General features: G+C 60.7%; 29 protein-coding genes. 24 read left to right on the forward strand and 5 right to left on the reverse strand.

Translation table 11 applies throughout. The features are described from left to right. Positions 1 to 19 precede the first annotated feature (19 nt). Both HMPREF3175_RS03755 and HMPREF3175_RS03760 read left to right on the forward strand, forming a co-directional pair. A complete protein-coding gene (locus HMPREF3175_RS03755; protein ID WP_070490724.1) occupies positions 20 to 511 on the forward strand; it encodes a CinA family protein in 492 nt (163 codons plus the stop codon). Positions 512 to 690: 179 nt separating this feature from the next. Then, positions 691 to 1131 carry a helix-turn-helix domain-containing protein gene (locus HMPREF3175_RS03760; RefSeq protein WP_035756969.1) on the forward strand — a complete coding sequence of 147 codons (441 nt, stop codon included), beginning with the start codon at positions 691 to 693 and terminating at the stop codon, positions 1129 to 1131. Between the two features lie 154 nt (positions 1132 to 1285). Here HMPREF3175_RS03760 and HMPREF3175_RS03765 read toward each other — a convergent pair whose 3' ends face one another. Continuing rightward, positions 1286 to 1522: a DUF3046 domain-containing protein gene (locus HMPREF3175_RS03765; RefSeq protein ID WP_070490725.1), complete on the reverse strand. Its 237-nt coding sequence runs from the start codon at positions 1520 to 1522 to the stop codon at positions 1286 to 1288. Positions 1523 to 1810: 288 nt separating this feature from the next. Between HMPREF3175_RS03765 and recA the strand changes: the two genes are divergently transcribed. Next, positions 1811 to 2854 (forward strand): recombinase RecA, encoded by a 1044-nt coding sequence (recA, locus tag HMPREF3175_RS03770; protein ID WP_035756975.1) that lies wholly within the window; start codon positions 1811 to 1813, stop codon positions 2852 to 2854. Next, positions 2851 to 3939 carry a regulatory protein RecX gene (locus HMPREF3175_RS09860; protein ID WP_083289377.1) on the forward strand — a complete coding sequence of 363 codons (1089 nt, stop codon included), beginning with the start codon at positions 2851 to 2853 and terminating at the stop codon, positions 3937 to 3939. Before recA ends, HMPREF3175_RS09860 begins: the two co-directional genes overlap by 4 nt. 59 nt (positions 3940 to 3998) lie before the next feature. On the opposite strand, the gene HMPREF3175_RS03780 is transcribed toward HMPREF3175_RS09860, so the two are convergent. Next, positions 3999 to 4196: an FBP domain-containing protein gene (locus HMPREF3175_RS03780; protein WP_070490726.1), complete on the reverse strand. Its 198-nt coding sequence runs from the start codon at positions 4194 to 4196 to the stop codon at positions 3999 to 4001. Positions 4197 to 4346: 150 nt separating this feature from the next. On the opposite strand from HMPREF3175_RS03780, the gene miaB reads away from it, so the two are divergent. From miaB to HMPREF3175_RS03795, 3 genes are read left to right on the forward strand one after another with little or no spacing between them, the layout of a single operon-like run. Continuing rightward, positions 4347 to 5876 (forward strand): tRNA (N6-isopentenyl adenosine(37)-C2)-methylthiotransferase MiaB, encoded by a 1530-nt coding sequence (gene miaB / locus HMPREF3175_RS03785; protein ID WP_035756977.1) that lies wholly within the window; start codon positions 4347 to 4349, stop codon positions 5874 to 5876. A gap of 14 nt (positions 5877 to 5890) precedes the next feature. Beyond that, entirely contained in the window at positions 5891 to 6805 is a 915-nt protein-coding gene (gene miaA, locus HMPREF3175_RS03790) for a tRNA (adenosine(37)-N6)-dimethylallyltransferase MiaA (protein WP_070490727.1), read from the forward strand. A 40-nt stretch (positions 6806 to 6845) separates the two neighbouring features. Beyond that, the gene (locus HMPREF3175_RS03795; protein ID WP_070490728.1) at positions 6846 to 7817 is read left to right on the forward strand and encodes a hypothetical protein; all 972 of its coding nucleotides are present in this window, start codon (positions 6846 to 6848) and stop codon (positions 7815 to 7817) included. Between the two features lie 42 nt (positions 7818 to 7859). Here the strand turns inward: HMPREF3175_RS03795 and HMPREF3175_RS03800 are convergent, their stop codons facing one another. Next, positions 7860 to 8468: a class I SAM-dependent methyltransferase gene (locus HMPREF3175_RS03800; protein ID WP_070490729.1), complete on the reverse strand. Its 609-nt coding sequence runs from the start codon at positions 8466 to 8468 to the stop codon at positions 7860 to 7862. A 191-nt stretch (positions 8469 to 8659) separates the two neighbouring features. Here HMPREF3175_RS03800 and hflX point away from each other — a divergent pair, with 191 nt between their 5' ends. Together hflX and HMPREF3175_RS03810 are read left to right on the forward strand one after the other, a co-directional pair. Beyond that, on the forward strand, positions 8660 to 10462 hold the full coding sequence (hflX, locus tag HMPREF3175_RS03805; RefSeq protein ID WP_083289378.1) for a GTPase HflX: 1803 nt from the start codon (positions 8660 to 8662) through the stop codon (positions 10460 to 10462). After that, positions 10459 to 12561: an ATP-dependent DNA helicase gene (locus tag HMPREF3175_RS03810; protein WP_070490730.1), complete on the forward strand. Its 2103-nt coding sequence runs from the start codon at positions 10459 to 10461 to the stop codon at positions 12559 to 12561. Before hflX ends, HMPREF3175_RS03810 begins: the two co-directional genes overlap by 4 nt. A 71-nt stretch (positions 12562 to 12632) precedes the next feature. On the opposite strand, the gene lexA is transcribed toward HMPREF3175_RS03810, so the two are convergent. Next, positions 12633 to 13469: a transcriptional repressor LexA gene (gene lexA / locus HMPREF3175_RS03815; RefSeq protein ID WP_070490731.1), complete on the reverse strand. Its 837-nt coding sequence runs from the start codon at positions 13467 to 13469 to the stop codon at positions 12633 to 12635. A gap of 233 nt (positions 13470 to 13702) precedes the next feature. On the opposite strand from lexA, the gene HMPREF3175_RS03820 reads away from it, so the two are divergent. From HMPREF3175_RS03820 to HMPREF3175_RS03855, 8 genes are all read left to right on the forward strand, one after another. Beyond that, positions 13703 to 14113, forward strand: a complete 411-nt coding sequence (locus HMPREF3175_RS03820) for a LysM peptidoglycan-binding domain-containing protein (RefSeq protein WP_083285544.1) — start codon at positions 13703 to 13705, stop codon at positions 14111 to 14113. 79 nt (positions 14114 to 14192) lie between these two features. After that, positions 14193 to 15350 (forward strand): histidinol-phosphate transaminase, encoded by a 1158-nt coding sequence (locus HMPREF3175_RS03825; RefSeq protein ID WP_070490732.1) that lies wholly within the window; start codon positions 14193 to 14195, stop codon positions 15348 to 15350. Positions 15351 to 15422: 72 nt separating this feature from the next. Beyond that, positions 15423 to 16043, forward strand: a complete 621-nt coding sequence (gene hisB, locus HMPREF3175_RS03830) for an imidazoleglycerol-phosphate dehydratase HisB (RefSeq protein WP_035756988.1) — start codon at positions 15423 to 15425, stop codon at positions 16041 to 16043. After that, on the forward strand, positions 16040 to 16684 hold the full coding sequence (hisH, locus tag HMPREF3175_RS03835; protein WP_070490733.1) for an imidazole glycerol phosphate synthase subunit HisH: 645 nt from the start codon (positions 16040 to 16042) through the stop codon (positions 16682 to 16684). Before hisB ends, hisH begins: the two co-directional genes overlap by 4 nt. After that, positions 16684 to 16935, forward strand: coding sequence for a hypothetical protein (locus tag HMPREF3175_RS03840; protein WP_035756994.1), 252 nt, complete (start codon positions 16684 to 16686; stop codon positions 16933 to 16935). The genes hisH and HMPREF3175_RS03840 overlap by 1 nt, the downstream gene beginning before the upstream one ends. A gap of 79 nt (positions 16936 to 17014) precedes the next feature. Continuing rightward, positions 17015 to 17830, forward strand: a complete 816-nt coding sequence (priA, locus tag HMPREF3175_RS03845) for a bifunctional 1-(5-phosphoribosyl)-5-((5-phosphoribosylamino)methylideneamino)imidazole-4-carboxamide isomerase/phosphoribosylanthranilate isomerase PriA (protein WP_083289380.1) — start codon at positions 17015 to 17017, stop codon at positions 17828 to 17830. Between the two features lie 53 nt (positions 17831 to 17883). Continuing rightward, on the forward strand, positions 17884 to 18852 hold the full coding sequence (locus HMPREF3175_RS03850; protein WP_083289381.1) for an SseB family protein: 969 nt from the start codon (positions 17884 to 17886) through the stop codon (positions 18850 to 18852). A 75-nt stretch (positions 18853 to 18927) separates the two neighbouring features. Then, positions 18928 to 20175 (forward strand): MFS transporter, encoded by a 1248-nt coding sequence (locus tag HMPREF3175_RS03855; RefSeq protein WP_176745121.1) that lies wholly within the window; start codon positions 18928 to 18930, stop codon positions 20173 to 20175. 137 nt (positions 20176 to 20312) lie between these two features. Here the strand turns inward: HMPREF3175_RS03855 and HMPREF3175_RS03860 are convergent, their stop codons facing one another. Continuing rightward, positions 20313 to 20702 (reverse strand): DUF1844 domain-containing protein, encoded by a 390-nt coding sequence (locus HMPREF3175_RS03860; protein WP_035756996.1) that lies wholly within the window; start codon positions 20700 to 20702, stop codon positions 20313 to 20315. Between the two features lie 458 nt (positions 20703 to 21160). Between HMPREF3175_RS03860 and infC the strand changes: the two genes are divergently transcribed. From infC to HMPREF3175_RS10265, 7 genes are all read left to right on the forward strand, one after another. Next, the gene (gene infC, locus HMPREF3175_RS03865) at positions 21161 to 21799 is read left to right on the forward strand and encodes a translation initiation factor IF-3 (protein ID WP_035756999.1); all 639 of its coding nucleotides are present in this window, start codon (positions 21161 to 21163) and stop codon (positions 21797 to 21799) included. A gap of 211 nt (positions 21800 to 22010) precedes the next feature. Then, a complete protein-coding gene (rpmI, locus tag HMPREF3175_RS03870) occupies positions 22011 to 22205 on the forward strand; it encodes a 50S ribosomal protein L35 (RefSeq protein WP_035757002.1) in 195 nt (64 codons plus the stop codon). A gap of 110 nt (positions 22206 to 22315) precedes the next feature. Beyond that, on the forward strand, positions 22316 to 22696 hold the full coding sequence (gene rplT, locus HMPREF3175_RS03875; RefSeq protein ID WP_035757005.1) for a 50S ribosomal protein L20: 381 nt from the start codon (positions 22316 to 22318) through the stop codon (positions 22694 to 22696). 152 nt (positions 22697 to 22848) lie between these two features. Next, the gene (locus HMPREF3175_RS03880) at positions 22849 to 23706 is read left to right on the forward strand and encodes a TrmH family RNA methyltransferase (protein WP_070490734.1); all 858 of its coding nucleotides are present in this window, start codon (positions 22849 to 22851) and stop codon (positions 23704 to 23706) included. Positions 23707 to 23771: 65 nt separating this feature from the next. Continuing rightward, complete coding sequence (locus HMPREF3175_RS03885; RefSeq protein ID WP_070490735.1) at positions 23772 to 24275, forward strand: NUDIX domain-containing protein; 504 nt, start codon at positions 23772 to 23774, stop codon at positions 24273 to 24275. A 262-nt stretch (positions 24276 to 24537) separates the two neighbouring features. Next, positions 24538 to 25224, forward strand: a complete 687-nt coding sequence (locus HMPREF3175_RS03890) for a hypothetical protein (protein ID WP_141742457.1) — start codon at positions 24538 to 24540, stop codon at positions 25222 to 25224. A 122-nt stretch (positions 25225 to 25346) separates the two neighbouring features. After that, positions 25347 to 25682 (forward strand): hypothetical protein (locus HMPREF3175_RS10265; protein ID WP_176745122.1); only part of this gene is annotated, 336 nt, incomplete at its 3' end.

Below are 25682 nucleotides of genomic sequence, written 5' to 3' on the forward strand. Positions count from 1 at the left end.
AGCGAGGAAGGTGACTACGATGCGGGACGCAACAACGCTGGTGCGCGGGCTTGGGCGCGCCGGACTGAGCATCGCTACGGGGGAGTCGCTGACGGCTGGTTTGGTTGCCAGCCGCATCGCCGATGTCCCGGGTGCCTCCGCCGTGTTGCAGGGCGGGGTGGTCGCTTATCAGGTGAGTGTCAAACGCGACGTTTTGGGTGTGGATGCGGGCCTTTTGGAGCGTCATGGCCCGGTGCACCCGGAGGTCGCTGAGCAGATGGCGGTGGGTGCCGCACGAGCCTGCGGGGCGCGCATCGGGGTATCCACCACGGGTGTGGCAGGGCCTGAACCCCACGGAGGGCATCCGGCCGGGACGGTGTATATCGGTTGGGCGGTTCTCAACGAGGCCGGGTCCGAGATTCAAGCTCAGGGGCATGAGCTGCTGCAGCTGGAGGGGGACCGCGCAGCGGTGCGGAACGCGACCGTGGATGCCGTGCTGGCGCAAGGTGAACGTATCCTCGCTGCTTCCTGACAACTTCCTGATGATTAGGCCGTTTGGGAACAAACAGGGTCTGAACCTGGTTACGCTTAATGTCCGATCTTCTTTCGAGCAGTTCACACGAGTAGTTCACGCAAGCACACCACGCAAGCGGTTCAAGAACAGTTCAGATGGCTGAAGATATGCAAACCGCAAGGAGAAGCGAGATTTCAATGAACCGACAGCCCACCCACGTAAACGGAATTACCCGCTGGGCGGGCGTGGAAGACAACCCTTCCAAAAAGACTGAGGCAGTTCGCCGCCCCGTTGTCCTGCGACAAGAGATTGGCGAGGTTCTTCGCCAGATCCGCCAGCAGCAGGGCCGTACCCTCCGCGAAGTATCCCACTTGGCTCGTGTATCGCTCGGTTACCTCTCCGAGGTAGAGCGTGGCCAGAAGGAAGCCTCGAGTGAGCTTCTAGCATCGATCGCGGCCGCACTTGAAGTTCCGCTCGCCGTTGTATTGCGTGAAGTCACGCAGCGCATCGCGCTCATGGAGGGCCTGATCGACGGCAGCTCGGTGCCAGACACTATCCCTGCAGAGTTCTACGAACACGGCGGCGTGTCCGTTCCAGACGCCCTGCCAGAAGACTTCGGCACCGTTACTTCTGCCTAAAGGGTTAATTCTGCCTAGGTGCCTCGGCCTAAGCACTACTTACATTCACGGGTGAGGGCGGATCCATTGCGGATCCGCCCTCACCTGTTTGTTGGTTGTTCGGAACTGACCACTCCAGTGTTAGCTTCTCTGGCTTGTTAGCTGTTCCGATTTCTTAGCCGTCCCAGGGCGTGTCGCGTAAGGGGAGATCGCGCCCCAACCAGCGGGATTCGGGAACATCCTTGGCGCGACACAGAGCAAGCCATACGGCCTTCGGTTCGAAGCCGGCCTCGAGGGCGTCAGCGGCGGTGAGTCCGTCGCATTCGGTCAGGGTCATCGTGAGCATGAGGTGCTCACCGGCCGCCTCGCCGAACTCTTCTGTAACCATCCGGTGGAAATCGCTCAAACGCATACCAGGATCCTCTCACGCGAAAGCCATGAGTCAGTGACACGCTTCAATGTATTCGAATGTGTGTTCGAAGTACGTTATCCTTATTCACGGTATCCACAGCCGGAACATGGGCGGAAGTTGTGCACATTGCGGGCCTGTCAGGAACAAACTGTCAGACCCCCGTCCTAGGCTAAAAACAGTTACACAACGAATAACTAGCTTCCCAACTACAAGCATTGAGCTTCCCAAGCACACAGTTGCTACCCGGGCGGCCCCGGGCAGTGACACACAGATCCGAGAGGACTTCAGATGGCAGCACAGGACCGCGAGAAGGCACTGAACCAGGCTCTCGCCCAAATTGACCGGCAGTTCGGTAAGGGCGCGGTGATGCGCCTGGGTGATGAGACCAAGGCACCGATTGAGACGATCTCGACCAGCTCGATCGCCCTCGACGCCGCACTTGGCATTGGTGGTTTGCCGCGCGGCCGCGTCGTGGAGATCTACGGCCCGGAATCCTCCGGTAAAACCACTGTCGCGCTTCACGCGGTTGCTAACGCGCAGCGCAACGGCGGGATCGCCGCGTTCATTGACGCGGAGCACGCACTTGACCCGGTTTACGCCGCCAAGATCGGTGTGGACACGGACGCTCTCCTGGTTGCACAACCGGACACGGGTGAGCAGGCCCTGGAGATCATGGACATGCTCGTCTCCTCGGGCACGATCGACATCGTGGTGATCGACTCGGTTGCGGCACTTGTTCCGCGTGCGGAAATCGAAGGTGAGATGGGTGACTCCCACGTTGGTTTGCAGGCACGCTTGATGTCCCAGGCGCTGCGTAAGATCACCGGCCGCCTCGCTCAGACCAAGACGACCGCGATCTTCATTAACCAGCTGCGTGAAAAGATCGGTGTCTTCTTCGGTTCCCCAGAAACCACCACGGGTGGTAAAGCGCTGAAGTTCTATGCTTCGGTCCGTGTTGATGTTCGCCGCATCGAAACCCTCAAGGACGGCGCTAACCCGGTGGGTAACCGCACACGTGCCAAGATCGTGAAGAACAAGATGGCTCCGCCGTTCAAGCAGGCAGAGTTTGACATCCTCTATGGTGAAGGTATTTCCCGTGAGGGTGGACTGCTGGACATGGGTGTCGAGAACAGCCTGGTCAAGAAGTCCGGTGCCTGGTACACCTATGACGGCGATCAGCTGGGCCAGGGTAAAGAGAACGCACGCCGCTTCTTGAAGGACAACCCGGATCTAGCCGATGAGCTGGAACGTCAGATCCGCATCAAGCTGGGCATTGACGAGGACCCGGAAGCTGAGAACGAAGCCAACCTGAAGGCTGTTCCTAAAGCATGAGCCACTCCCCGGATACGTCCGGGAACTCAGGAGAGAATCCTGCCGGACTGAGTGACGAAAAGCTTGCCGAGCGCCAGCGCCTCCAAAACCTTTTGGGCCTGGTGCCGGCAAGCTCACTCAGCCAACCTGCAGACAGCGACGTGGACGCCAAGCCCACTCGCTCGGACAACCGCTCGACGTTGGGGAAATCCGCCCGCTCAAAGAAGCGCAAAGCTAAGCCGGCGTCGATCCAGCAGCTGCAACGGCAACTCAAAGCGTTGCGTGAACAGCGCCGCGAACGCGAACACCAGCCACTGACCGGCGGCTCGGCACCCGCATTCGGCCGAACACAGAGCGACGAAGACGAGCCAAGCACCAAATACGCCAACGGGGCAGCTGCGAACATCAACGCGGGAACGGCCGAGGCTCCGGTGCCGGAATGGCTCAACACGGACGCCGAGGTTCCAGAGTGGATGCTCGGTGACCTGCCGGATGACGTGCTCGAGCTCATCGAAGCAGGGGAGACTCTCAACGCACCCGGTGGCGAGCCCCCTAGCAACGAGGAAACCTCTGAACCAGCCGAAGAATTGACCAGCGAGCAGGCTGAACGCCTGTGCCGGGAGACGGCGTTGCGCTTGCTTTCAACACGGGCTCGTTCACGGTATGAAATCGAAGAGAACCTCCGGCGCAAGGAGCTTCCAGATGACGCCATCGCACACGTCATGGACCGTTTCGAGGAAGTCGGCCTGATCGATGATGAAGCGTTCGCGCACGCGTGGGTTGAATCCCGCAACAGGTCGAAAGGTTACGCATCAGCACGCCTATCCCAAGAGCTGCGGCGCAAGGGGATCGGCGAAGAACACATCGCCGCGGCCCTTGAACAGCTCGACGGTGACGACCTTCGAGCCCAAGCAGAACAGCTTGCACTCAAACGCCTGGGACACAGCGACCTCCCGCCAGACCGCTACGGGCCAGACCGTAAGGAACGCGAGAAAGTCATGCGCCGCATCGTGAGCCACCTCCAGCGGAAAGGCTACGCGCCCGGCATGTGCATGGCTGCGACCCGTGCCGCGATGCAACGCCACGACAGCGGCGAACGCGGCTAGAAGGGCCCATTCGCAGCAACCACCGAACCAGCCGCAGCGCGCCAATCTGCACCAGGGTGTTAGCCGATGATTCGGCGCATGAAACCAATGCACCGTTGCTGTAGGGCCTCAACTCGCTGGGGCCTGAACAGTTCAGGGTCGAGTGCGCCCACCATCGGGGTCGGTAGCCGCCGCGCGTACTCGTTACAATGGAAGTCCTCGTGGATCAGGGTCGCAACCGAGTTACCGGAACGGCCAGCATCCCCGGCGCGTCGCATTCACAAAACAACCAGCCAACGCTTCCGCACTCACAGCCTGCACAGACGTTCCTCCTTTTCAACAGCCACAGGTACCGAAACAGCCCACGGTTACCGACTCACCATGTTACGTGCCCCGCTCGTTAGACTAGACGGGTGACTTCAACCCCAATGACTGCTTCAAACTCAGCAACCGAACACCACACTGACGGTGCGCAACACACGGCGCGCACCTACCAGGTCAACACGTTCGGGTGCCAGATGAACGTCCACGATTCCGAACGGATCGCGGGCCTGCTTGAAACCGCAGGCATGGTTCCGGTTGAGCCCGGCACAGATGAGGGTGATGCCGACGTCGTTGTGTTTAACACGTGCGCGGTACGTGAAAACGCGGATAATAAGCTCTATGGCCACCTCGGTATGCTCAAGGCCGCGAAAGATGAGAACCCTGATCTGCAGATCGCTGTGGGCGGGTGTCTTGCACAGAAGGACCGTGACACCATCGTCAAGCGTGCCCCGTGGGTCGATGTGGTGTTCGGAACCCACAACGTCGGCTCCTTGCCGGTGCTGCTCGAGCGGGCGCGCCATAACAAAGAAGCCCAGGTTGAGATCCTTGAAGCGCTCGAGGTTTTCCCATCCACTCTACCGGCTAAGCGGGAGTCGCATTCCGCGGGCTGGGTTTCGATCTCGGTGGGATGTAACAACACGTGCACGTTCTGCATCGTGCCGTCCTTGCGCGGTAAAGAGAAGGACCGCCGCCCGGGGGAGATCCTCGCCGAAGTCCAGGCGCTGGTTGATGACGGCGCGATCGAGGTGACCCTGCTGGGTCAGAACGTGAACTCTTACGGCGTTGAATTCGGTGACCGCCAGGCGTTCTCCAAACTGTTGCGGGCATGCGGTGAGATCGAAGGCCTCGAAAGGGTCCGTTTCACCTCGCCACACCCTGCGATGTTCACTGACGATGTGATTGAGGCGATGGCTGAAACCCCGAACGTCATGCCGCAGCTTCACATGCCGTTGCAGTCCGGTTCGGACAAGGTCCTGAAGGATATGCGGCGCTCGTATCGTTCCAAGAAGTTCCTCGGGATCCTGGAGAAGGTGCGCGAGCGTATGCCGCACGCGGCGATCACCACCGACATCATCGTCGGTTTCCCGGGTGAAACCGACGAGGACTTCGAAGAGACCATGCGGGTTGTTGAGCAGTCCCGTTTCCATCAGGCGTTCACGTTCCAGTATTCGCCGCGGCCGGGAACCCCGGCGGCCGAATACGAAAACCAGGTCCCTAAAGACGTGGTGCAGGAACGTTTCGAGCGCCTCGTTGCACTCCAGGACCGTATTTCTGCCGAAGAAAATCAGAAGCTGCTCGGCACCACGGTTGAGCTGATCGTCGCTGACGAAAAGGGCCGCAAAGCCGAAGAGACGGGCCGGCTTGCGGGACGCGCCCAAGACCAGCGGCTCGTGCACTTCTCTGTTCCGGAAGGCGGTCAAACCCCTCGCCCAGGCGATGCCGTGACCGTGCCGATCACTCACGCTGGATCCTTCCACTTGCTCGCTGACCCAACCCTGGAGCAGTACAGTGTTCGCCGTACCCGCTCCGGGGACGCGTGGGAGCGCGCACAAGCAGATTCGTGCTCGCCAGGCGGTAGCGCGAGCGGCAAGGGTGTTTCGCTCGGCATGCCGAGCCTGCGCCCGCAAGCGTAGACAACCGCACTACAGTGAACCCGAACCCTGTGATCGCGGTGGTCGGCCCGACCGGCACCGGTAAATCCGAGCTCGCCCTTGATCTGTGCCACATGCTCGATGGAGAAGTGGTCAACACGGATGCGCTGCAGTTCTATCGCGGCATGGACATCGGTACAGCCAAGCTTCCTGTGGCGCAGCGGCAGGGGATCGAACACCATCTGCTCGACATCATGGATGTGACCGAGGAGGCCTCGGTTGCGGTGTTCCAACAGCAAGCCCGCGATGCGATCGCTGAGATCCAGGCGCGCGGGAGGACCGCTGTGCTGGTAGGTGGTTCTGGGCTATATGTGCGCGCGGTTTTAGATGAGATCGAGTTCCCGCCCACCGATCCGGAGGTCCGCGCCGAAATCGAGGCGTGGGCTGGTGCGCGTAGCGTCGAGGAGGTCCGTGAGGTTCTGCGTGCAGTCGATCCTGCGAGTGCTGAGAAAATCACTGACGTGCGCCGCATGATCCGCGCGCTTGAGGTCCACCGCATCAGCGGCCGCACATTCACCTCGTTCATGCCGCAACGCATCTATCACCAGCCCGCCGTCCAGGTGGGGCTTGACCTTGACCCGGCTGTCCTCAACGAGGCCCTCTTGCAGCGGGTCCACCGGATGTATCAAGCAGGCTTGCTGGATGAGGTCCGCGAGCTCATCACGCACGGCCTGCGGGAAGGCCGGACCGCATCGGCGGCTATTGGGTATAAACAAGCGCTCGCCGTGCTCGATGGTCAGATGAGCCAGGACGAAGCGATCGAGAGCACCCACATCGCCACGCGGCAGTTCGCCAAGCGGCAGAGAACATGGTTCCGTGCTGATCCGCGTGTCAAGCATTACGATGCCGGCGCCGGCGCGCGCGAGATCGCCCGGGCATTCGTTGCCGAAGCCATCCCGGAGGCTCTCTAGGTTCCCGCGGACGCGGGACGACTCTCGGTAGGCTGGGGTCATGGTCGATCCGCTCTCGAATGACGTCCCGGTGAGCCTTGCCGGTGCGAGTTTTGCCCGCGTCACCGCGGGCGCTGTCCCGTTTCTGATCAGCACGGCAGCGACCGTGAGCGAAGCCGAAGCCCAGTGGCTGTGCGACGGCTCCGCTGGGCTCGGTGCGGCAGGCGTGATCACGGTGTCTCAACAAGGGGACAGCGTAGGAGCTAATACTGGCGCATGGCACTGCGTTCTGACGGGGGCATCAGGGGCCCCGGTTCCTGAGCTAGAGCCCGATGCGGCACTAGCGGTGGCCGCCTACCTCGATGAGGCTGGTCAGTTGGGCGCGGGCACGCGGCTCGAATTCGGTTCGGGTGAGGAATACGTGGTCTCGCGTTCGCGGGGTAACTATAAGGTCGCTGGGGTGCGGTGGTCGTTCGCATTCCCGCAGCAGGCCCAAGCAGAAGCCAGTGACGGCACGGTCCAGGCTGAGGGTGTACCGGTGGCCCGTCCGTGCCTCACGATGACCGTTGGCGCTCCGGTTTCGGTGGTTGCGCTCGCGGATGTGTCCGAGCTTGACCGGCTACGTTTGGATGGGCGCGGCCCGCAGTTGGATTCCGAGGTGCTTGAGCGTTCGTCGACGAACTTTGTGGTTCCGCATGATCCGCTGGTCGATCGCGGTATCGCTGCGGTGTCGATGCGTTTCTATCATGCGCACGATGCGTTAGCAGGCAACAGCGGCGACACTGCCAGCATCAGTATGGCAGGGAGGCGGCTTTCGCGCGAATACGGTTCGAGTGTGGCTGCCGCGGTCGCGGGATCGGTTGCGTTCCAGTACTGGGCAGGCTCCGGTAGGGACATCGCGGAAGGCTGGGCGGTGAACCAGCCATCAGCGCTCGTGGGGGTCCGGCTTGAGCCGGGGTCCGCATCGAACGCTTCCGGAACAGCGCAGGCAACGGGGCCTGCGCGCGTCATCGCGAAGATCCAGCTGCGCTAGCCCCAATCAGCTGCGTTAGCCTCATAAAGCCGAGCTCGCGGTTCAAGCCGGGCGGGCCACGCGCAGAATCCGGAACTCTTTCTTTCTCGCGTAGCGTTCAACGCTCCACTCTCCCGGCAGGTTTTCGGCGAGCCATTTCTGTAGGGAATCTGAGCCGAGGTTTTTCTGGACCACAAGATACGCCTCGCCGCCCGGGTTGAGGCGCGGAAGCCACGTCATGAGGATCTCGTGGAGGACCTGCTTACCCACGCGGATCGGTGGGTTGGACCAGATGAGGTCGAAACTTACATCGGCCGGCACCGCCTCCGGTGTGCACACCGTGACGTTGCGAGCGCCGGCATCGGCCGCGTTGAGACGGGCCAGATCCATCGCGCGTTCGTTGACATCGACACCCCACACCTCCGCCTGTGGAGAAGTCAGCGCGAGCGTGAGCAAGATGGGTCCCCAACCGCACCCGATGTCGAGCATCGTTCCGTGGGCCCGCGGGCTAGGAGCTTCATCCAGCAAAATCTGGGTTCCCTTATCCACACCGGCGGGGCTGAAAATGCCCGAAGCGGTATGAACGTCAAGCTCGCGGTCAGCCAGCGAAACCGTGATGCGCTTGCGTGCCTCGGGAGTCACCGGTTCCGCTGTGAAGTAATGCTCGGCCATGGAACACAAGCCTAACCGAGGCACAGGGCCGCAGATGGGTCGCTGCGGCACGGTCTCTATGGCACAGTCTCTATGGTACGGGCGCTACGGCAGGGTCGCGACGACACCGGCGCTACGGTCTAGCTGAGCCCGCTACAGCTTAGAATGGTGGGGAGCCCGCAGGCCGCGGGACCACGCAATGTCAGGAGACCATGACCGAGCACCGCAACACCGACCCCCACCCGCCTTCACAGCAGCGGCCTTCACAGTATCAACCTTCACGCGAGGGAACTCCACACAAGAGCACACTGGAGCATGAACGCGAGATCCAAGCGACGATCCAGCGGATCCTCGCCGCTGACCGTGAACGTGAGATTCTTGCGGGGCGTCGCGATGCCGAGAAAAGCAACGCTGCACCGGCAGGGACTGAAGCGCTCCACACTGTGGAAGGCGCAGGGAACCACGCGGCGGATGAACACGCGGAGGATAAAGCAGGGGAGCCGGGTGGCCCTCGCCAACGTGGCTCTTTCTTGCAGTTCGGTCAGGCTCAAGCACTCGATACAGGCCAGGCTGAACATTCGCGTTTCGATGGTCTGCAGCAAGACCTTGAGGAACGCCGCGCTACCCGCCGCGTCCAGGGCCTCTCGACAGAACTTGAAGACATCTCCGAGGTCGAATACCGTCAGCTTCGTCTCGAACGCGTCGTGTTGGCCGGTCTGTGGTCAGACGGCACCGCGGAACAAGCCGAAAACTCGCTCCGTGAGCTCGCTGCGCTCGCTGAGACCGCCGGCTCGGAGGTCCTAGACGGCGTGATCCAGCGCCGCGTGAAGCCAGACCCGGGAACGTATTTTGGTTCGGGTAAGGCCACCGAGTTGCGTGACATTGTGACGGCGGTCGGTGCGGACACCGTGATCGTGGACAGTGAGCTCGCGCCCTCTCAACGCCGTGGCCTCGAAGACGTCATCAAGGTCAAGGTCATCGACCGTACCGCTCTGATCCTGGATATTTTCGCTCAGCACGCTAAGTCCCGCGAAGGTAAAGCCCAAGTCGAGTTGGCTCAGCTCGAATACCTCTTGCCGCGGCTTCGCGGCTGGGGTGAATCGATGTCGCGGCAGGCCGGCGGCCAGGTCGCCGGTGGTGCCGGGATTGGTTCGCGTGGCCCGGGTGAAACGAAGATCGAGCTGGATCGCCGCCGCATTCGCAACCGCATGGCCAAGCTACGCCGCGAAATCAAAGCGATGAAGCCGGCACGCGAAGCCAAGCGCGCCAACCGCAAGCGTCACTCGGTGCCGTCTGTGGCCATCGTCGGGTACACCAACGCCGGCAAGTCCTCGCTACTCAACCGGCTGACTGACGCCGGGGTCCTGGTGGAGAACGCTCTGTTCGCTACCCTGGACCCGACTGTGCGTTCAGCGCAGACCCCTGACGGCATCGGCTACACCCTCACAGACACGGTCGGTTTCGTGCGCAACCTGCCAACCCACCTTGTGGAGGCGTTCCGTTCAACCTTGGAAGAAGCCGCTGATGCCGACGTGCTGCTTCACGTGGTCGATGCCTCCCACCCGGACCCGATGTCGCAGATCCAAGCGGTGCACGAGGTGCTCGCGGACATTGAGGCGGACTGCCCTGAGCTCATCGTGCTGAACAAGGCGGACCTCGCTGACGCGCATACGCTGGCTCAGTTGCGCCGCAACCATCCTGACCACGTTGTGGTCTCTGCCCGCACGGGCCAAGGCATCGACGAGCTCAAAGAAAAGATCTCGCGCACTATCCCGCGCCCGCACACCGAAGTGCGCGCCTTGATCCCATACACCGAAGGCGACCTGGTGGCGCGCCTGCACGGTCAGGACGCCGAGCTGCTCGAGCTTGAACACGTCGAAGACGGGACACGGATCCACGCGCTAGTCCGCCCCGATCTCGCTGATGCGCTTGCACCGTACGCGCGGACTAACGATGCGCAAGCCCACACGGCCGATGAAGCCCAGGCCGAGGCGTCCGAAGAGGCGAACGAATGAGCCAGGACGTTTCGGCTGGGTCCGAGCGAGAAAGCACCGCTGCATCTGAAACGGATGTCGCATCGGAGGCTTCAACTGAGTCGGGTGAGCCCGCCGTTGAAGAGGTTGAGCGTCTGCTGACCACGGCGGTGGACAAGATGGGTGGGCAGCGCCGCGATGGTCAGCATGAGATGGCGCATGCGGTTGCGCACGCTCTGTCCACGGGTACGCACCTGCTGGTGCAGGCCGGGACCGGCACGGGTAAGTCGATGGCGTACTTGATTCCTGCGATCCGGCACGCGATCGAGGCGGATAAACCTGTAGTGGTTGCCACCGCAACGTTGGCGTTGCAGTCCCAGGTTGTGGGGCGCGATGTTCCGCGGCTTCTGAAGGCTCTGGAAGATGAACTTCCGCGGCCGGTGGATGTCACCCTGCTCAAGGGGCGGAACAACTATGCCTGCAAATATAAGCTCTCTGGCGGGTATCCGGAGGATGAGGACGCGGGCTCGCTTTTCGATGCGTCCCTGGCAGACCCGAATGCGGCCGAGGACGGCCCGACTTCGCCTTTGGGTCAGGAGATTATGCGCATCCGGAAGTGGGCTGAAGAGAGCGAGACGGGGGACCGGGATGAGCTGATCCCTTCGGTTTCGGATAGGGCGTGGCGGCAGGCTTCGGTGTCCTCGCTTGAATGTCTGGGTACCCAGCATTGTCCTATGGCGGAGGAATGTTTCACGGAGCGTGCCCGCGCGTTGGCCGCTGAGTCCGATGTGGTGGTCACTAACCACGCGATGCTCGCTTTTTCTGCGTTTGAGCAGCTACCGGTTTTACCGGATTTCGATGTTGTGATTGTGGATGAGGCCCACGAGTTGCAGGACCGGGTCACGAACACGTACACGCGCCCGCTCACCCACACCGCGATCACGCACGCGGCACAGGGAGCTAAGAAGCACCTCAAGGTTGCGTCGAAGGCGTTATCTGATGCCGCTAAGGCTTTTGAGAAGTCTGTCACGAACATCCCGACAGGTCTTCAGCCGCGCGGTTTGACCGAGGCTCAACGTGCCGCTGTGATGCAGGTTTTCGAATCAGCGAAGGTCGTGATGGCGGATTCCAAACGCGAGGCTGGCGATGCGGCTCCGGATGGCGCCTGGCAGTCCGCGCGTTCCGCGGTGGCTCAGGTTGTTGAGCTGGCTGAACGTTTGTTGAACGCTGGTCAGGGCGACGAGGTTGTGTGGGCGGCCCGGCCCGGCAGCTTCGAGCCGGGGCGCGGCTATGTGGTTCCGGATGATTCTGAACCGGCGTCTTTGATGGTTGCCCCGTTGTCTGTTGCGATGCAGATGCGGGATGGCTTGTTCGCGGACCGGACCGTGGTTTTGACCTCGGCCACGCTTGCTGTGGATGAAGCCTTCGAGCCGGTTGCTGGCGGTTTAGGGTTGATGGGGCCGGAGGCTCCTAAGTGGGATTCGGTTGATGTTGGTTCGCCGTTCGAATACGAGAAGCAGGGCGTGCTGTATGTGGCTCAGCATCTCCCGCCTCCAAGCCGCGGGGTCTCTGAAGCAGCTATCGATGAGCTTGGGGACTTGATCAAGGCCTCTGGCGGTGCGGCGTTGGCGCTGTTTTCTTCACGCCGAGCCGCTGAGGACGCCGCCGCTGCGTGCCGTGAACGTCTGGATGTGCCGATTTTGGTGCAGGGCGAGGCGTCAATGACGGAGCTGGTGCGGGAGTTCTCAGCTGATGAGCAGACCTGTCTGTTTGGGACGATGACGCTGTGGCAGGGCGTGGATGTACCGGGGCGGCATTGCCGTTTGGTGGTGATTGATCGGATTCCGTTCCCGCGCCCGGATGATCCTTTGATGACCGCGAGGACCCGTGACGTGAATGAGCACGGCGGGAATGGGTTCATGTCTGTTTCGGCGCATCACGCGGCGATCCGTTTGGCGCAGGGTGTGGGCCGTCTGATCCGTTCCACAGAGGACAGGGGAGTGGCCGCGATTCTGGATTCTCGGATGGCTACCCGCCGCTATGGTGCATATCTTCGCAGCGCGCTACCACCGTTGTGGACCACAACTGACCGGAATACAGTTCTCGGCGCTTTGGGACGCCTGCGCGAAGCCAATAAGTAACGCGGCAGTAACGAAGATGGCGCGGCGATACGGGCCCTGCGCTTAGAGGGGTTGCCTGAGCGGCTCTGCGCTTAGAGGGAGCGCAACACGGATACGACGCGTCCCATGATCTGTGCGTGGTCGCCCAGGATGGGTTCGTATTGGGAGTTCTGAGGCAGTAACCACGTGTGTCCGTCGCGTTGCCGGAAGGTCTTCACGGTGGCTTCGTCATCCAGCAGTGCTGCGACGATCTCGCCGTTCTGTGCGGTGTTTTGGCGACGGACCACAACCCAGTCACCATCGCAGATCGCGGCGTCGATCATCGAGTCTCCAGAGACTTTGAGCATGAACAGTTCGCCGTGCCCTACAAGCTGACGTGGCAGGGTCACGACGTCTTCAACGTGTTGTTCAGCAAGGATCGGTCCACCTGCCGCGATACGGCCGACGAGTGGGATCTCAGCCGAGTCCTCACCGCCGCGAGCCTTGAACTGCGTGATGTTAGCCGAGTCTGTGATGTTGGAGGATTGTGCGGTGCTGGCGGAGTCTGTGGTGTTTGGGAGTTTGGCTGCACCGGGCATTGGTGTGACCTCCGCTAGGCCGGCGCCTGTCGCTGCTCCGAGTGCGGCCGCACTAGCTGTGGTGGAGTCCTTCTGGGTCACGTCCAGGGTGGACGGATAGAGAACCTCGAGCGCGCGGGGGAGTTTGGGGTCGCGGCGAATCCAACCGAGCTTGTTGAGCTGCTGCAGTTGGTGTGTCACCGAAGACAGCGATTTCAACCCGACTGCGTCACCGATCTCACGCATCGTGGGCGGATACCCCTGATTCTCTAAGAAAGACTCGATGCACTTCAGCACAGAGCGTTGCCGCGAAGTCAGCGGTTTCGAAGGGCGTGCGGGCTGGGTGTCCATCGACGGTGTATCGGTGCTCATTCGTTTCCCATCCTTCGTTTCCCATCCCTGGTTCGCTACCCATGCCCATCAAAGTGTCAGGGGGTTGTTCTTGACTGTAATGACAGTCCACATCGGTAGTTACAGCCTATATGGATTCGCCGCATATTCAAAGATATGTACGAAGACCGTTGAGTCGATTCGAAGATGTGTGCTAGAAATGTATCGAAGAGATGTTCGAATGTATGTTCTGTTCGATGTCGGAAGGAATGGTCATGGTGGACACCGTTGTCATGTCGAATACTGCTGAACGCACCGTCAATTCAGATGAGCGCACTCTCAACACTGCTCATGGCGAGCACGCATCACGTCAACGTATCCGTTTGACTTCACGGGGGCGGTTTGTGTTCTTCGGCCTGCCGACTATGGCTTTGGTCGTTGGCGTGTTTTTGATGCTCTCGGCCTTGCTTCAGCCTGCTCAGGCAACCACGGGTGAGCCGGTGACCGCGCAGGGGGATCGCTTGGTTGAGGTCACCGTTGCGCATGGAGATACCTTGTGGGAGCTAGCTGAGCACTATGCACCTGAACGCGATGTCCGCGACACGGTGGCTCTGATCCAAAAGCACAACTCTTTTGATGGAGCGCTCGTTCCGGGGCAGAAGCTCGTTGTCCCGGTCAGCTACTAACCCGGCCACAGCGTGAGTGGGTGCGCAATAGGGCGACCCTAATTCGAGACGCCACTTAGCCGATCCCTAGACTTGAACCATGTCTCAGGATGCTATGCAACGGCTCAACCAACTTCCACTTAGGGATAATCTCCGTGGGCTCTCCCCGTACGGCGCCCCACAGATCGACGTTCCGGTACAGCTGAACGTCAACGAAAACACTCACCCGCTGCCGCAAGACGTGATCGATGAGATCGCCGCATCCGTACGCGAGGCCGCACACAGCCTCAACCGCTACCCAGATCGGGAATTCACGGCGCTACGCACCGCACTCGCCGAATACCTCGGCCGCGGGCTCACCCCAGAAAACGTGTGGGCTGCTAACGGCTCCAACGAAGTACTGCAACAGATCCTGCAAGCCTTCGGCGGTCCAGGCCGAACCCTGTTGAGCTTCCCGCCCACCTATTCGATGTACCCGCTGTTGGCGTCTGGAACAGACACCACATACATTCCCGGCCACCGCGCAGAGGACTACAGTCTCAGCGCGGAATCCGCGGCAGAACAAGTCCGCACACACAAACCGAACATCGTGTTCCTGTGCTCGCCCAATAACCCGACCGGGACCGGGCTCGAACTCGACGTCGTGCGCGCCGTCTATGAGGCCGGCGAAGAGTTCCAGACCATCGTCGTCGTTGACGAGGCCTACGCCGAATTCGCGCACGACCCAGACTCGACCGCCCTCACCTTGCTTGACGGCAGGCAACGGTTGATCGTCTCCCGAACCATGTCCAAAGCGTTCGGGCTCGCCGGCGCACGGCTCGGTTACCTAGCGGCCGCACCAGAAATATCAGACGCCCTACGTCTCGTACGCCTTCCGTACCACCTCTCCGCCGTAACCCAAGCCACCGCACTCGCAGCCCTCAAACACACCGACGCGTTGCTAGCCAACGTCGAGGCGATCAAAGAGCAACGCGACCGCATCGTGACCGAGCTCAGAGGCATGGGGCTCACACCAACAGTTTCTGACTCAAACTTCGTCACCTTCGGCGACTTCGAAGACCCCAACGCAGTCTTCGAATACCTCCTGGAAGGCGGAGTCATCATCCGCAACAACGGGCTACCCGGCAAGCTACGTGTCACCGCAGGAACCGAAGAGGAAACCACAACGTTCCTGACCCTGATGCGCCAATCACATGGAACGCGCCTAACACGCGGCAAGCGGCCGGCTCACCAGGACGCCGCAACAGCACCCTCATAGAATGAGGGCAGAACAATCCCCACGCAGATGCGTAGACGCGCGTCTGCGCATCACATGAAGAAAGCGAGCACCATGAGCGCCCAGCTGATCGGTACCCGTGAAGCCACCATGGAACGGATCACCTCCGAATCCACCGTTAAAGTCACCATCAAACTCGATGGAACCGGTCAAGCGGACATCTCCACAACAGTTCCGTTCTACGATCACATGTTGACCTCGCTGGCGCGCCACTCGCTCATGGACATCACTATCGCAGCGCATGGGGACACAGACATCGACGTCCACCACACTGTCGAAGACACCGCGATCACGCTCGGCGAAGTGTTCAAAACAGCGCTCGGTGACAAGCGCGGCATCACCCGCTTTGGGCAGGCAACCATCCCACTGGATGAGGCCCTTGCGCGCTGCATCGTGGATCTCTCCGGCCGCCCTTATGTGATCCATGAAGGCGAACCTGAGGGCCAGCAGTACCACCTCATCGGCGGGCACTTCACCGGTTCGATGACCCGCCACGTCTTCGAATCCTTCGCCTACCACGCAGGCATCTGCCTGCACATCGACGTTCTGCGTGGCCGCGACCCTCATCACATCGTGGAATGCCAGTTCAAGGCTCTTGCACGCGCGTTGCGTGAAGCCATCGAACCAGACGAGCGGATGGGGAACACGATCCCGTCCACCAAGGGAGCGCTATGACCCAGGGCCGCCGGCCGCATATCGCGGTTGTCGATCACGGCGCGGGTAACGTTCACTCGGTTCTGCGCGCCTTCGAACACGTGGGCGCTGATGTCTCGTTGACTGCGGACAGCGATCAGTTGCGTACCGCCGATGGCGTGGTGCTGCCCGGTGTCGGTGCGTTCGCCAGCGTCATAGCGGCACTCAAGAAGGGCTCGCTGCTTCGTCACCTCGGCTACAGGATCGCGGGTGGGAAACCCGTTCTGGGGATCTGCGTGGGCCACCAAGTGCTGTTCACTGAAAGCACGGAGGGCGGCACCAGGACGGCGGGCCTGGACGAATGGCCTGGCGTGGTTGAGCGGCTCACAGCCGATGTGGTTCCGCACATGGGTTGGAACAGCGTGACTCCGCCGCAAGACACGCAGCTGTTCCGCGGCATCGAAGACGAACGTTTCTACTTTGTCCACTCCTACGCTGTACAGAGCTGGGATTTCGACGTCGTCCAGCCGCTCATGAAACCGCCGATGGTCACGTGGTCGGATCACGGTGGCCCGTTCATCGCGGCAGTTGAGAACGGACCGTTGAGTTCGGTTCAGTTCCACCCGGAAAAATCTGGCGAGCCCGGCGCCCAGTTGATTAAGAATTGGATGGAGACGCTCTGATGCCCTCACCGATTGTGTTGATGATCCTGGGCGGGTTGCTGGTTGGCGGCACGTATTCGCTCGCTCAACAGGGTGTTAAGCGGGTGTGGGTCATCGTGTGTGGCGCGCTGGCTCTCATGTTTTTGATTGCGGCGTGGGCCGTTGCGCAGAAAGGCCCGGACACAGACGATAAAGGCAACGAGGACGCCGTGAGGGAGGGCCAAGCGATCCATGTGGTCGCTGAGTTCCCGCCACCTGCCACCACGGTTTGAACCTTTCTTCCGAGATCATCGCTTCGTTTCTTCCTAGATTTCACTTCTTGAGCTGTTGAGAGAGACCCGAGAAAACCCCATGACTGATCACAAAGCAACCGAGCACACGCTAACTGGGCACACGCCAACTGGGCACACGCCAACCGAGCACCCACTAACCGAGCGCCGGGATCTTGTTTTGTTCCCTGCGGTGGACATCGTCAACGGGCAGGCGGTGCGCCTGACCCAAGGGGAAGCCGGCACCGAAACAGATCACGGCGACCCGTTCGATGCGGCTTTGCGCTGGCAAGAGGCCGGTGCGGAATGGATCCACGTGGTTGACTTGGATGCCGCTTTCTCGCGTGGGGATAACCGTCCAGTGCTCAAACGCATCGCGACCGAGCTGGATCTCAAGGTTGAGCTTTCCGGCGGTATTCGAGACGATGCGTCACTGGATCGCGCACTCGAATGGGGTGCAGCACGGGTCAACATCGGCACCGCGGCACTAGAGAATCCGGAATGGACCGCCAAAGCCATCGAACGGGTAGGTGAGGCGATCGCGGTAGGCCTCGACGTGCGTGGCACCACGCTCTCTGGCCACGGCTGGACCAAAGACGGCGGGGACCTGTGGGATGTGCTCGCTCGCCTCGATGATGCCGGCTGCGCCCGCTACGTCGTCACTGATGTGACCCGTGATGGAACCATGACCGGCCCCAATACCGAACTGCTCGCCGACATCGCGAAACACACTGACAAGCCGCTGATCGCATCCGGCGGCATGTCCACCCTCGATGACCTACGCGCCCTACGCGCGATGGTTGGTAAAGGCGTAGAAGGCGCGATCATTGGCCGCGCACTCTATAACGGCGCGTTCACCCTCGAAGACGCGCTCGCCGTCGCACGCGGCGAGAAGTGAACAGAAACGAGAAGTACGTAGAGGCGAGAAATAAACCGAGCTGAGAGGCAAACATGGCCAATAACTCCGCCGAACATAACCCAGCCCAGAACAACCCTGCCCACAACAAGCCCGCCACGGCTGAAAACCCCACCGAGCCCAACCCGGCCGCCGCTAACCCAGCGCCGGGTTCGAAGGCGTTGCCGGCGCACATCCAGCAGGCTTTGCTTGCGGGCGCTGGTGGCGCATCGGACACCGCGGGCCAGTCCTGGGAGGGCCGGGACCTATCGGGTGAGGGCAATCCTCTGCACCAGTTTGACGGCGATGACGGCTTGCCGAATGAGGCGTTGCAGGAAGCCCTTGATGCTTTGAAAGCCGGTTATGGCCCGGAGGACGATGTGGTTGAGGCTTTGGCTGATGCGCGCGTCTTTGTCCCGATTGTGGCTCAGACTGGCCACACGGAGATCGGAGAGCATGGTCATTTGGTGGAGAAGGAAGCGGATATGGCGTTGGTCATGATCGCTGCTCCTGATGGCCGGACGGCTTTGCCTGTGTTTTCTTCGGTGGATCGCTTGACTGATTGGCATCCGGAGGCCCGTCCGGTTGCGGTGTATGCTCCGCGTGCCGCGTTGTCTGCGGCGGATGAGGGTGCGCAGTTGTTGGTTTTGGATCCTGGCGCGAATGTCACGTTCGTGGTGCGGCGCCCGGCGGTGTGGGCTTTGGCTCAGCAGCGGGTGTGGTTGCCGAGCTATCGTGATGATTCGCTTGCAGCACCGTTGCAGGAGGCGGTTTCTCATGTCGATGGTGTGGGTGCGCTGATTTTGGGTCCGGCGGATGGGATCGCGTCACGGGCCGGTGATGGGACTGTGATGCGTGGCGGCGGTCACGGCCCTGAGTTGGCGGTGACTGTAGTGGTGAATAACACGGTTACAGATCAGGATGTCTCGCGTATAGTTTCTGAGGTTCGCACTGCTGTTGAGGGTACTCAAGAGGTGCAGGAGAAAGCTGATTCGTTGACCATTAGGGTCGCGCAAGGGGGATAACGCATGACCCAAGCGGGTGTTGGGGAGCCGAGTGGTGTTTTCCAGCGTTATGCACGGGTTCTGAGGCGCCCGCATGTGCCAACTCTTTTGTTGGTTGGTGTTTTTGGTCGTTTGCCGCATTCGGCGGCCGCGATCCTGTTGACGTTGCATGTCCGTAACGGCCTGCAGATGGATTTCGCCTCGGCTGGTCTGGTCACGGCGATGCTCACGATTGGTGTAGCGATCGGTTCGCCGTGGCGTGGCCGGATCGTGGACATCAAGGGTGTTCGTCGCGCGGTTTTGCCGTCGATCGTGGTCGAAGCGGGCGCGTTCGGTGCCGCGCCTTTTGTGGGTTTCCAGGTGTTGCTGGTGCTCATGTTTTTAGCGGGTCTGTTTTCGTTGCCGGTTTTCACGGTGGTGCGGCAGTCGATGGGGGTTGTGGTTCGCGGGCCTGATCGCACTACGGCGTTCGCTCTGGATTCGATGACCACTGAGTTGGTGTTTGTGATCGCGCCGGGCGGTATCAGTGTTCTTGCTACGGCGATTTCGACGACGGCTTCGCTGCTTTTGGTGGGTGCTCTGGTGGTGTTCGCTGGCGTGATTTTGATGGTCACGAACCCGCCGACGCGTTCTTCGCAGTTGCCGTCTGCTCCGCGGGAGGCGGTCGATGATTTGGCGGCTCCTTCGCGTCCGACTGATGCTTCGTCGGTTCCTGCGATCACGGGTGCGATCCCGGTGGTTCCGTTGCCGCAGCCTCAGCCTCGGCGTCGTTTTATGCCGTGGCTGAGTATTTCGGCGGCTGCGATGATGGTCATGGCGTTGGGTGCGGGCATGGCGCTTGCAGGTACTGAGGTCGCGTTGGTGGGCTTCAACGAGACCCTGGGTGGCGGCGGTGACACGCTGTGGGTCATGTATGGCGTGTGGTGCTTCGGTTCACTCGTTGGCGGGTTTGTGTATGGGGCGTTGTCTCGAAAGTTCGACCCGTTCGCGATCATCATCGTTTTGGGTCTCACGCTGGTTCCGGTCGCGTTTTCGTTGACGTTGGCGTTGATTTCGATCGCGCTTTTCGCGTCTGGTTTCTTTATTGCACCGTTGATGACGGCGGCCTCGGAGCGGTTGACGGAGGCTGTGCCGGAGCGTAACCGCGGCCAGGCGATGGGCTTATATGGTTCGGCGATGACTGCCGGCACGGCGGCTGGCACGCCGTTGGTGGGCGTCATGTTGGATGTGGGCGGCCCCACTGTTGCGATCTGTGCGTTGGCTGGCGTCGCGGTTGCTACCGGTGTTGTTGCGATGGTGCTGCGCCAGATTCGTCGTCGCCGTCGCCGGATGGCTTCATCCTGAACCAGCAACATCTAGCCAGCAACGCTGAACCAGCAACGCCTCGCCGACTCGGAACCTTCTTAAACGCTGATGTGGGGTGAACTTCCGTTGGGAAGCTCACCCCACATCGTTGGTTACGTACGCCGTTGCGCTGTGTGTTAGCTGACGGGGCCGGTCCATTTCTCGCCGGGGCCTTGGCCTGGCTTGTCTGGGATCATGGAGGCTTCGCGGAATGCGAGCTGGAGGGAGCGCAGGCCGTCACGGATCGGGGCGGCATGCTGCGAGCCGATCTCTGGGGCGCCCGCTGTCACAAGGCCTGCGAGTGCCGTGATGAGTTTGCGGGCTTCGTCGAGGTCTTTGAGATCTTCGGCGTCAGGGCCGTCGGCGAGCCCGACCTTGACGGCGGCGGCAGACATGAGGTGGACCGCGGTGGTTGTGATGACCTCGACTGCGGGAACTTCTGCGATGTCACGCAGTTGCTGCTGGGCGTCTGCATACTCGGAGTCCGAGAAGCTGTGTACGTGCTGATTCGAATTCTGATCGCTCATAATGCTAAGCTTTTCACAGACCGTCCTGCTTGTTGATGGTTTATGCCGTAAATGTGGCGTTCATCGCTGAAGCCTAGTTGCTATAAAAGCCAGGTGCTACAGAAGCCAACTGCTGCAACGATAGCGAGAATCATTGATGGCTTGAATCATTGACAGTGCGGATGCGCGCGCCAAGTAAGAATCTGCTCGGTGTGCGTGTTTGGCTTGAGAGCAGGAATTCAAAGCGGAGGTTTCCCACCCGCGATCGCCTCAGGGCGGCCGGGTCAGGTCTAGCAAGTAGCACGCTGGATGCTACGCAGTTTCGATTGCGTGGTGGGTGTTGCTTGCTGGTATCTGAGCCCCCGTGTTGAACCCGGGGGCTTTTTCGTATGCCTCCCGTGAACGTCGACCACACCATCGCATGAAGGAGCACTAACATCAGCGACCCACGCATCAACGATCGAATCCGCGTCCCAGAGGTGCGGTTGGTCGGGCCTAACGGTGAACAGGTGGGGATCGTCCGTATTGAGGACGCCCTGCGCCTGGCGGTTGAAGCAGATCTCGACTTGGTTGAGGTTGCGCCGAACGCTCGTCCACCTGTGTGCAAGCTGATGGACTTCGGCAAGTACAAGTATGAAGCCGCGGTCAAGGCTCGTGAAGCTCGCAAGAAGCAGACGAACGCGTCCCTCAAGGAGGTTCGCTTCCGTCTGAAGATTGACACTCACGACTATGAGACGAAGGTGCGTAACGCGCATCGTTTCTTGTCTTCGGGTGACAAGGTCAAGGCGATGATTCAGTTCCGCGGCCGTGAACAGCAGCGTCCTGAGTTCGGTGTGAAGTTGCTTCAGCAGTTCGCTGAGGATGTGGCCGATGTGGGTGTGATTGAGTCGCAGCCGCGCCAGGATGGTCGAAACATGGTTATGGTCGTTGGCCCGCTCAAGAGCAAGGCTGAAAGCCGTAAGGCTCAGCAGGAGAAAGCTCCTCGCCGCCAGCGCCGTCAGCAGCGTTTGGATACGTCCGCTCCACAGGACGCTTCCGGCCAGACGGTTGCGGCATCGGCTCCTGAAGCGATGCGCCGCATGGCGCAGGCCTCCAAAGACCAAGCCAAAGAGGGCTGATACCGGCACACACGCCAGGTAAGTCCATCCATATAGATAGTTTTCCTCCTCCGTTCCACTTGAGGATGAGCATCATCCGGGGATCCCTTCCGTTGGAGAATCAACGGCGAGTGGGGAGGAGCCCAGCGGGCGCCCGCGGCACAGTGTGTGCGGGTAGCTGCACCCGATGACCCAGGGGTCATGCGGGAAGACGTACAAGGAGAAGGCTCTCATGCCGAAGTTCAAGACCCACTCTGGGGCTAAGAAGCGTTTCAAGCTCACCGGTTCTGGCAAGATCCGCCGTCAGCGCGCAAACCGCCGCCACTACCTCGAGCACAAGTCCTCGCGTTTGACTCGTCGCCTGAAGGGCGATGTGGTTGTGGCTAAGGCTGATCAGCGCACCATCCGCCGCATGCTGGGCCTCTAAACCCACGCTGGCGTGTACGTGCGCTAGAGCGCACACCTATTTGAGACCTTCGAAACTTTTCTAGCCGCATCGTGATGGTGTGGCTGGACCCCACATGTTAGGAGACACACGTGGCACGTGTGAAGCGGGCAGTTAACGCCCAGAAGAAGCGTCGCGTCGTTCTGGAACGCGCATCTGGTTACCGCGGTCAGCGTTCGCGGCTCTACCGTAAGGCTAAGGAGCAGCTGCTCCACTCGTTCGTATACAACTACAACGACCGTCGTAAGCGTAAGGGTGACTTCCGTCGCCTCTGGATCCAGCGCATCAACGCTGCGGCTCGCGCTAACGGCATGACCTACAACCGTTTCATGCAGGGCCTCAAGCTCGCTGGCATCGAGGTTGACCGCCGTATGCTCGCCGAGCTGGCTGTGTCTGACGCTCACGCATTCTCGGTTCTGGTGGAGACCGCTAAGAAGGCTCTGCCAGCCGATGTCAACGCACCGCGCGCATAACTGAAGCTGTGACGCCGCTATAGCCATCGTTGTGACACCGCGAATGTGACACTGCGGCGTGATGCTGGGGGTTCCGACTCGTACGGGTCGGAACCCCAGTGCTTTAATGCGTGCGGTGCGGCCGGGTTGTCACAAGATGGGAGGATGAGTGTATGGAGATCATGGATAATCCGCGTGCAGACCGAGTCCGGGCGGCGGCGCACCTAGGGAAGGCCGCGGGCCGGAAGAAGTCGGGGGAGTTCCTGGTTGAGGGGCCGCAGGCTGTACGGGAAGCGATTGCCCAACATCGAACCCAGCGGGGCCTTGTGCGCGAGGTATTCGTTACTGAGCAGCGGATGGAACGTGAACCTGAGCTCGCCCAGGTCGCCGATGCACGGGTCAACGTTGTGACTGAGCGCGTCCTGGCCGCGATCGCGGACACGCAGTCCCCGCAGGGCGTGGTTGCCCGTTGCCGCATCACGCACGTGAGCTTGAAACAAGCGCTGACGCCGAAGACGAGCCTGGTCGCGGTGCTGGGGCGGGTCCAGGACCCCGGTAATGCTGGCACCATCATCCGTGCGGCTGACGCCGCGGGTGCGGACGCGGTGGTTGCGCTGAAGGGCAGCGTGGATGTTTTCTCGCCTAAAGTGGTCCGGTCCACGGTAGGTTCGTTGTTCCATGTTCCGGTTGTCACGGGTATTGAGCTTGATGAGCTGACCGAGCACCTGACCCGCTGCGGGATCGTTTTGCTGGCGGCTGACGGCGGCGGGGATCACGATTTGACGGTGCTTGAAGACGATGCGGCCGCCCGCCGGCACGGCGTGACCGTCAAGGGCTCGATGAAGCGGCCGTCCCTGACGACGGCGACCGCGTGGCTGTTCGGTAATGAAGGCCAGGGGATCTCGGAAGCGGAACGGGCGGCGTCCTTCGCTACCGTCTCAATTCCTCTGTATGGGCAGGCGGAATCCTTGAATGTTTCGACGGCGGCGGCCTTGTGCCTCTACGCATCGGCACGTGCTCAACGCAGCTGAAAGCTCGATGACAGGGTGCCGAGAATGATCGCGGTGAACATGACAAGCCGAAAAGAGGGAGTGCAGTGAGCGCACAGAACGGTGCCGTAGGTAGCGCTGGCCAGGTGGTGGGGCTCGCGATTGTGGATGACCTCGTGGACGCTCGGTGGGTGCTGGCAGCGCAACGGGCATATCCGGAATCATTGCGGGGACTGTGGGAGTTCCCGGGCGGGAAGGTTCAGGAGGGGGAGGGACCGCTGGAGGCGCTTGAGCGTGAGATTTCCGAAGAGCTCGGCTACGTGTTCAGGGCTGGCCAGGAGGTCGTCCCACCCGCGGGACATGCGGGCTGGCCGTTGGATAACGGGATGGCGATGCGCGTCTGGACCGGGGTCCTGTTAGACGCCGATGGGGGCGTGCTGAAGCCTGCCGAGGTCAGAACGGGCACGCAACCTGAAGGGGCGGATCATCTCGAGTTGCGGTGGCTGAGCCTGGATCAGAACACGGAAGAAGCGGTCGAATGGATCCCGGCCGATAAGCCGATTGTTAGAGCGCTCGTTGAAACCATGGGCTGCATGCCGACCTTCTGCTGAGCCAGTTCCGGTGAGTCGTGTCCTCTTGAGTATGAGCGAGCCAATTGAGCATCTGTGTGTTGGGTGCAGGCATACGCCAGTAGGGGGACTTCCACTCGATTCGACGTCATCCTGCCGGGGGATCTGCTGCAATGTGCCTTCTGTGAACATGGAGGCATCAACGAGGCTATAAGCCTTCCCCTTATGGCCGTTTCAGGTTGCAGACGTTGAGATATGTAGCTCTGCAACCTCCGGCCTTGGCTATCGAGTGAAGCAGGAGATCATGAAGTTCACTAAGTCTTTGAGTGCAGTGACTGCGGTAGTTTTCGCTGGTTCTTTAGCGTTGACCGGCTGCTCTACGGAGGGGGCTGAGAAAACGCAGGAGAAGCCGACGGCTAATAAGTTCATATACCACGTTGACGTGGAAGCTCCAGACGGTGCGAAGAAACCCCTTGTCGCGAACGTTAGAACCAAGCTTGAGGCCACGGACGAGACCCTCGAGAAAATGGGTAAGGAGCATGGGATAGAGAATGTGGACGCTAAACGCACAATTGAAGGTGATGATGAAAACCTGATTAAGGTCCTCGATTTAAGTGAGGACCAGGTCCGGTCCACTTCAGAGTCTCGCAACGTGGCCGTCACTGAAGTGGACCGACTCTCGATGGACAAACTCTACAAAATGTTGAGGATCAAGGCTTCCCATACCGATAAGGGAACATACCTGCTGGAGATTCTTCCAGCGACTCTGGCACCCATTGAAGAAGATAACCTCACGTATGAGGTTAACGTGACCCTGCCGGAGCCGATCGAGAAAGCGAACGTTAGCGGGAAGGTTGACGGGAACACGGTGACGTGGACCAGTGATAACTATGCCGAGGCAATGAAGGGCGTAGAGATTAAACCGATGATGTACGAAGCCGCGGGGAAAACCCTTACCGCTGAAACCCGTCCAACAAACACGGATAAGTAAACACAAACATCAAGGCATCTACGAGGCTATAAGCCTTCCCTCTAGGGCCGTTTCAGGTTGCAGACGCTGAGGTATGCAGTTCTGCAACCTCCGGCCTTGGCCATCGAGTGAAGCAGGAGATCATGAAGTTCATCAAGTCTTTCCGTGCAGTGACCGCGGTACTTTTCGTTGGCGCTTTAGCTTTGACCGGCTGTTCCGCAGGGGGTGCTGAGAAAACGCAGGAGAAGCCGACCGCTAATAAGTTCATAGACAACGTTAAAGTGGAAGCCCCAGACGGTGTGCATGGCCCCCTTATAGCGAATGTTAGATCCAGAGTCGAGCTCACAGATGAGACCCTCGAGAAAATGGGCAAACAGCATGGGGTAGAGAATGTGGACGCCAAACGCACACTTGAGGACGAAGTGGAGTTCTGGCCTGAGGACCTCGGCGTGAGAGAAGATCAGGTCCGTCTCATCGGC

The organism is Arthrobacter sp. HMSC08H08, from assembly GCF_001807575.1.
Lineage (GTDB): Bacteria > Actinomycetota > Actinomycetes > Actinomycetales > Micrococcaceae > Pseudoglutamicibacter > Pseudoglutamicibacter albus.

Excerpts from the sequence above, each read along its gene's own strand:
- HMPREF3175_RS03755 (WP_070490724.1), top strand. The coding sequence starts at position 20 with ATGCGGGACGCAACAACGCTGGTGCGCGGGCTTGGGCGCGCCGGACTG.
- HMPREF3175_RS03760 (WP_035756969.1), top strand. The coding sequence starts at position 691 with ATGAACCGACAGCCCACCCACGTAAACGGAATTACCCGCTGGGCGGGC.
- HMPREF3175_RS03765 (WP_070490725.1), bottom strand. The coding sequence starts at position 1,522 with ATGCGTTTGAGCGATTTCCACCGGATGGTTACAGAAGAGTTCGGCGAG.
- recA (WP_035756975.1), top strand. The coding sequence starts at position 1,811 with ATGGCAGCACAGGACCGCGAGAAGGCACTGAACCAGGCTCTCGCCCAA.
- HMPREF3175_RS09860 (WP_083289377.1), top strand. The coding sequence starts at position 2,851 with ATGAGCCACTCCCCGGATACGTCCGGGAACTCAGGAGAGAATCCTGCC.
- HMPREF3175_RS03780 (WP_070490726.1), bottom strand. The coding sequence starts at position 4,196 with ATGCGACGCGCCGGGGATGCTGGCCGTTCCGGTAACTCGGTTGCGACC.
- miaB (WP_035756977.1), top strand. The coding sequence starts at position 4,347 with ATGACTGCTTCAAACTCAGCAACCGAACACCACACTGACGGTGCGCAA.
- HMPREF3175_RS03795 (WP_070490728.1), top strand. The coding sequence starts at position 6,846 with ATGGTCGATCCGCTCTCGAATGACGTCCCGGTGAGCCTTGCCGGTGCG.
- HMPREF3175_RS03800 (WP_070490729.1), bottom strand. The coding sequence starts at position 8,468 with ATGGCCGAGCATTACTTCACAGCGGAACCGGTGACTCCCGAGGCACGC.
- hflX (WP_083289378.1), top strand. The coding sequence starts at position 8,660 with ATGACCGAGCACCGCAACACCGACCCCCACCCGCCTTCACAGCAGCGG.
- HMPREF3175_RS03810 (WP_070490730.1), top strand. The coding sequence starts at position 10,459 with ATGAGCCAGGACGTTTCGGCTGGGTCCGAGCGAGAAAGCACCGCTGCA.
- lexA (WP_070490731.1), bottom strand. The coding sequence starts at position 13,469 with ATGAGCACCGATACACCGTCGATGGACACCCAGCCCGCACGCCCTTCG.
- HMPREF3175_RS03820 (WP_083285544.1), top strand. The coding sequence starts at position 13,703 with ATGGTGGACACCGTTGTCATGTCGAATACTGCTGAACGCACCGTCAAT.
- HMPREF3175_RS03825 (WP_070490732.1), top strand. The coding sequence starts at position 14,193 with ATGTCTCAGGATGCTATGCAACGGCTCAACCAACTTCCACTTAGGGAT.
- hisB (WP_035756988.1), top strand. The coding sequence starts at position 15,423 with ATGAGCGCCCAGCTGATCGGTACCCGTGAAGCCACCATGGAACGGATC.
- hisH (WP_070490733.1), top strand. The coding sequence starts at position 16,040 with ATGACCCAGGGCCGCCGGCCGCATATCGCGGTTGTCGATCACGGCGCG.
- HMPREF3175_RS03840 (WP_035756994.1), top strand. The coding sequence starts at position 16,684 with ATGCCCTCACCGATTGTGTTGATGATCCTGGGCGGGTTGCTGGTTGGC.
- priA (WP_083289380.1), top strand. The coding sequence starts at position 17,015 with ATGACTGATCACAAAGCAACCGAGCACACGCTAACTGGGCACACGCCA.
- HMPREF3175_RS03850 (WP_083289381.1), top strand. The coding sequence starts at position 17,884 with ATGGCCAATAACTCCGCCGAACATAACCCAGCCCAGAACAACCCTGCC.
- HMPREF3175_RS03860 (WP_035756996.1), bottom strand. The coding sequence starts at position 20,702 with ATGAGCGATCAGAATTCGAATCAGCACGTACACAGCTTCTCGGACTCC.
- rpmI (WP_035757002.1), top strand. The coding sequence starts at position 22,011 with ATGCCGAAGTTCAAGACCCACTCTGGGGCTAAGAAGCGTTTCAAGCTC.
- HMPREF3175_RS03880 (WP_070490734.1), top strand. The coding sequence starts at position 22,849 with ATGGAGATCATGGATAATCCGCGTGCAGACCGAGTCCGGGCGGCGGCG.
- HMPREF3175_RS03890 (WP_141742457.1), top strand. The coding sequence starts at position 24,538 with ATGAAGTTCACTAAGTCTTTGAGTGCAGTGACTGCGGTAGTTTTCGCT.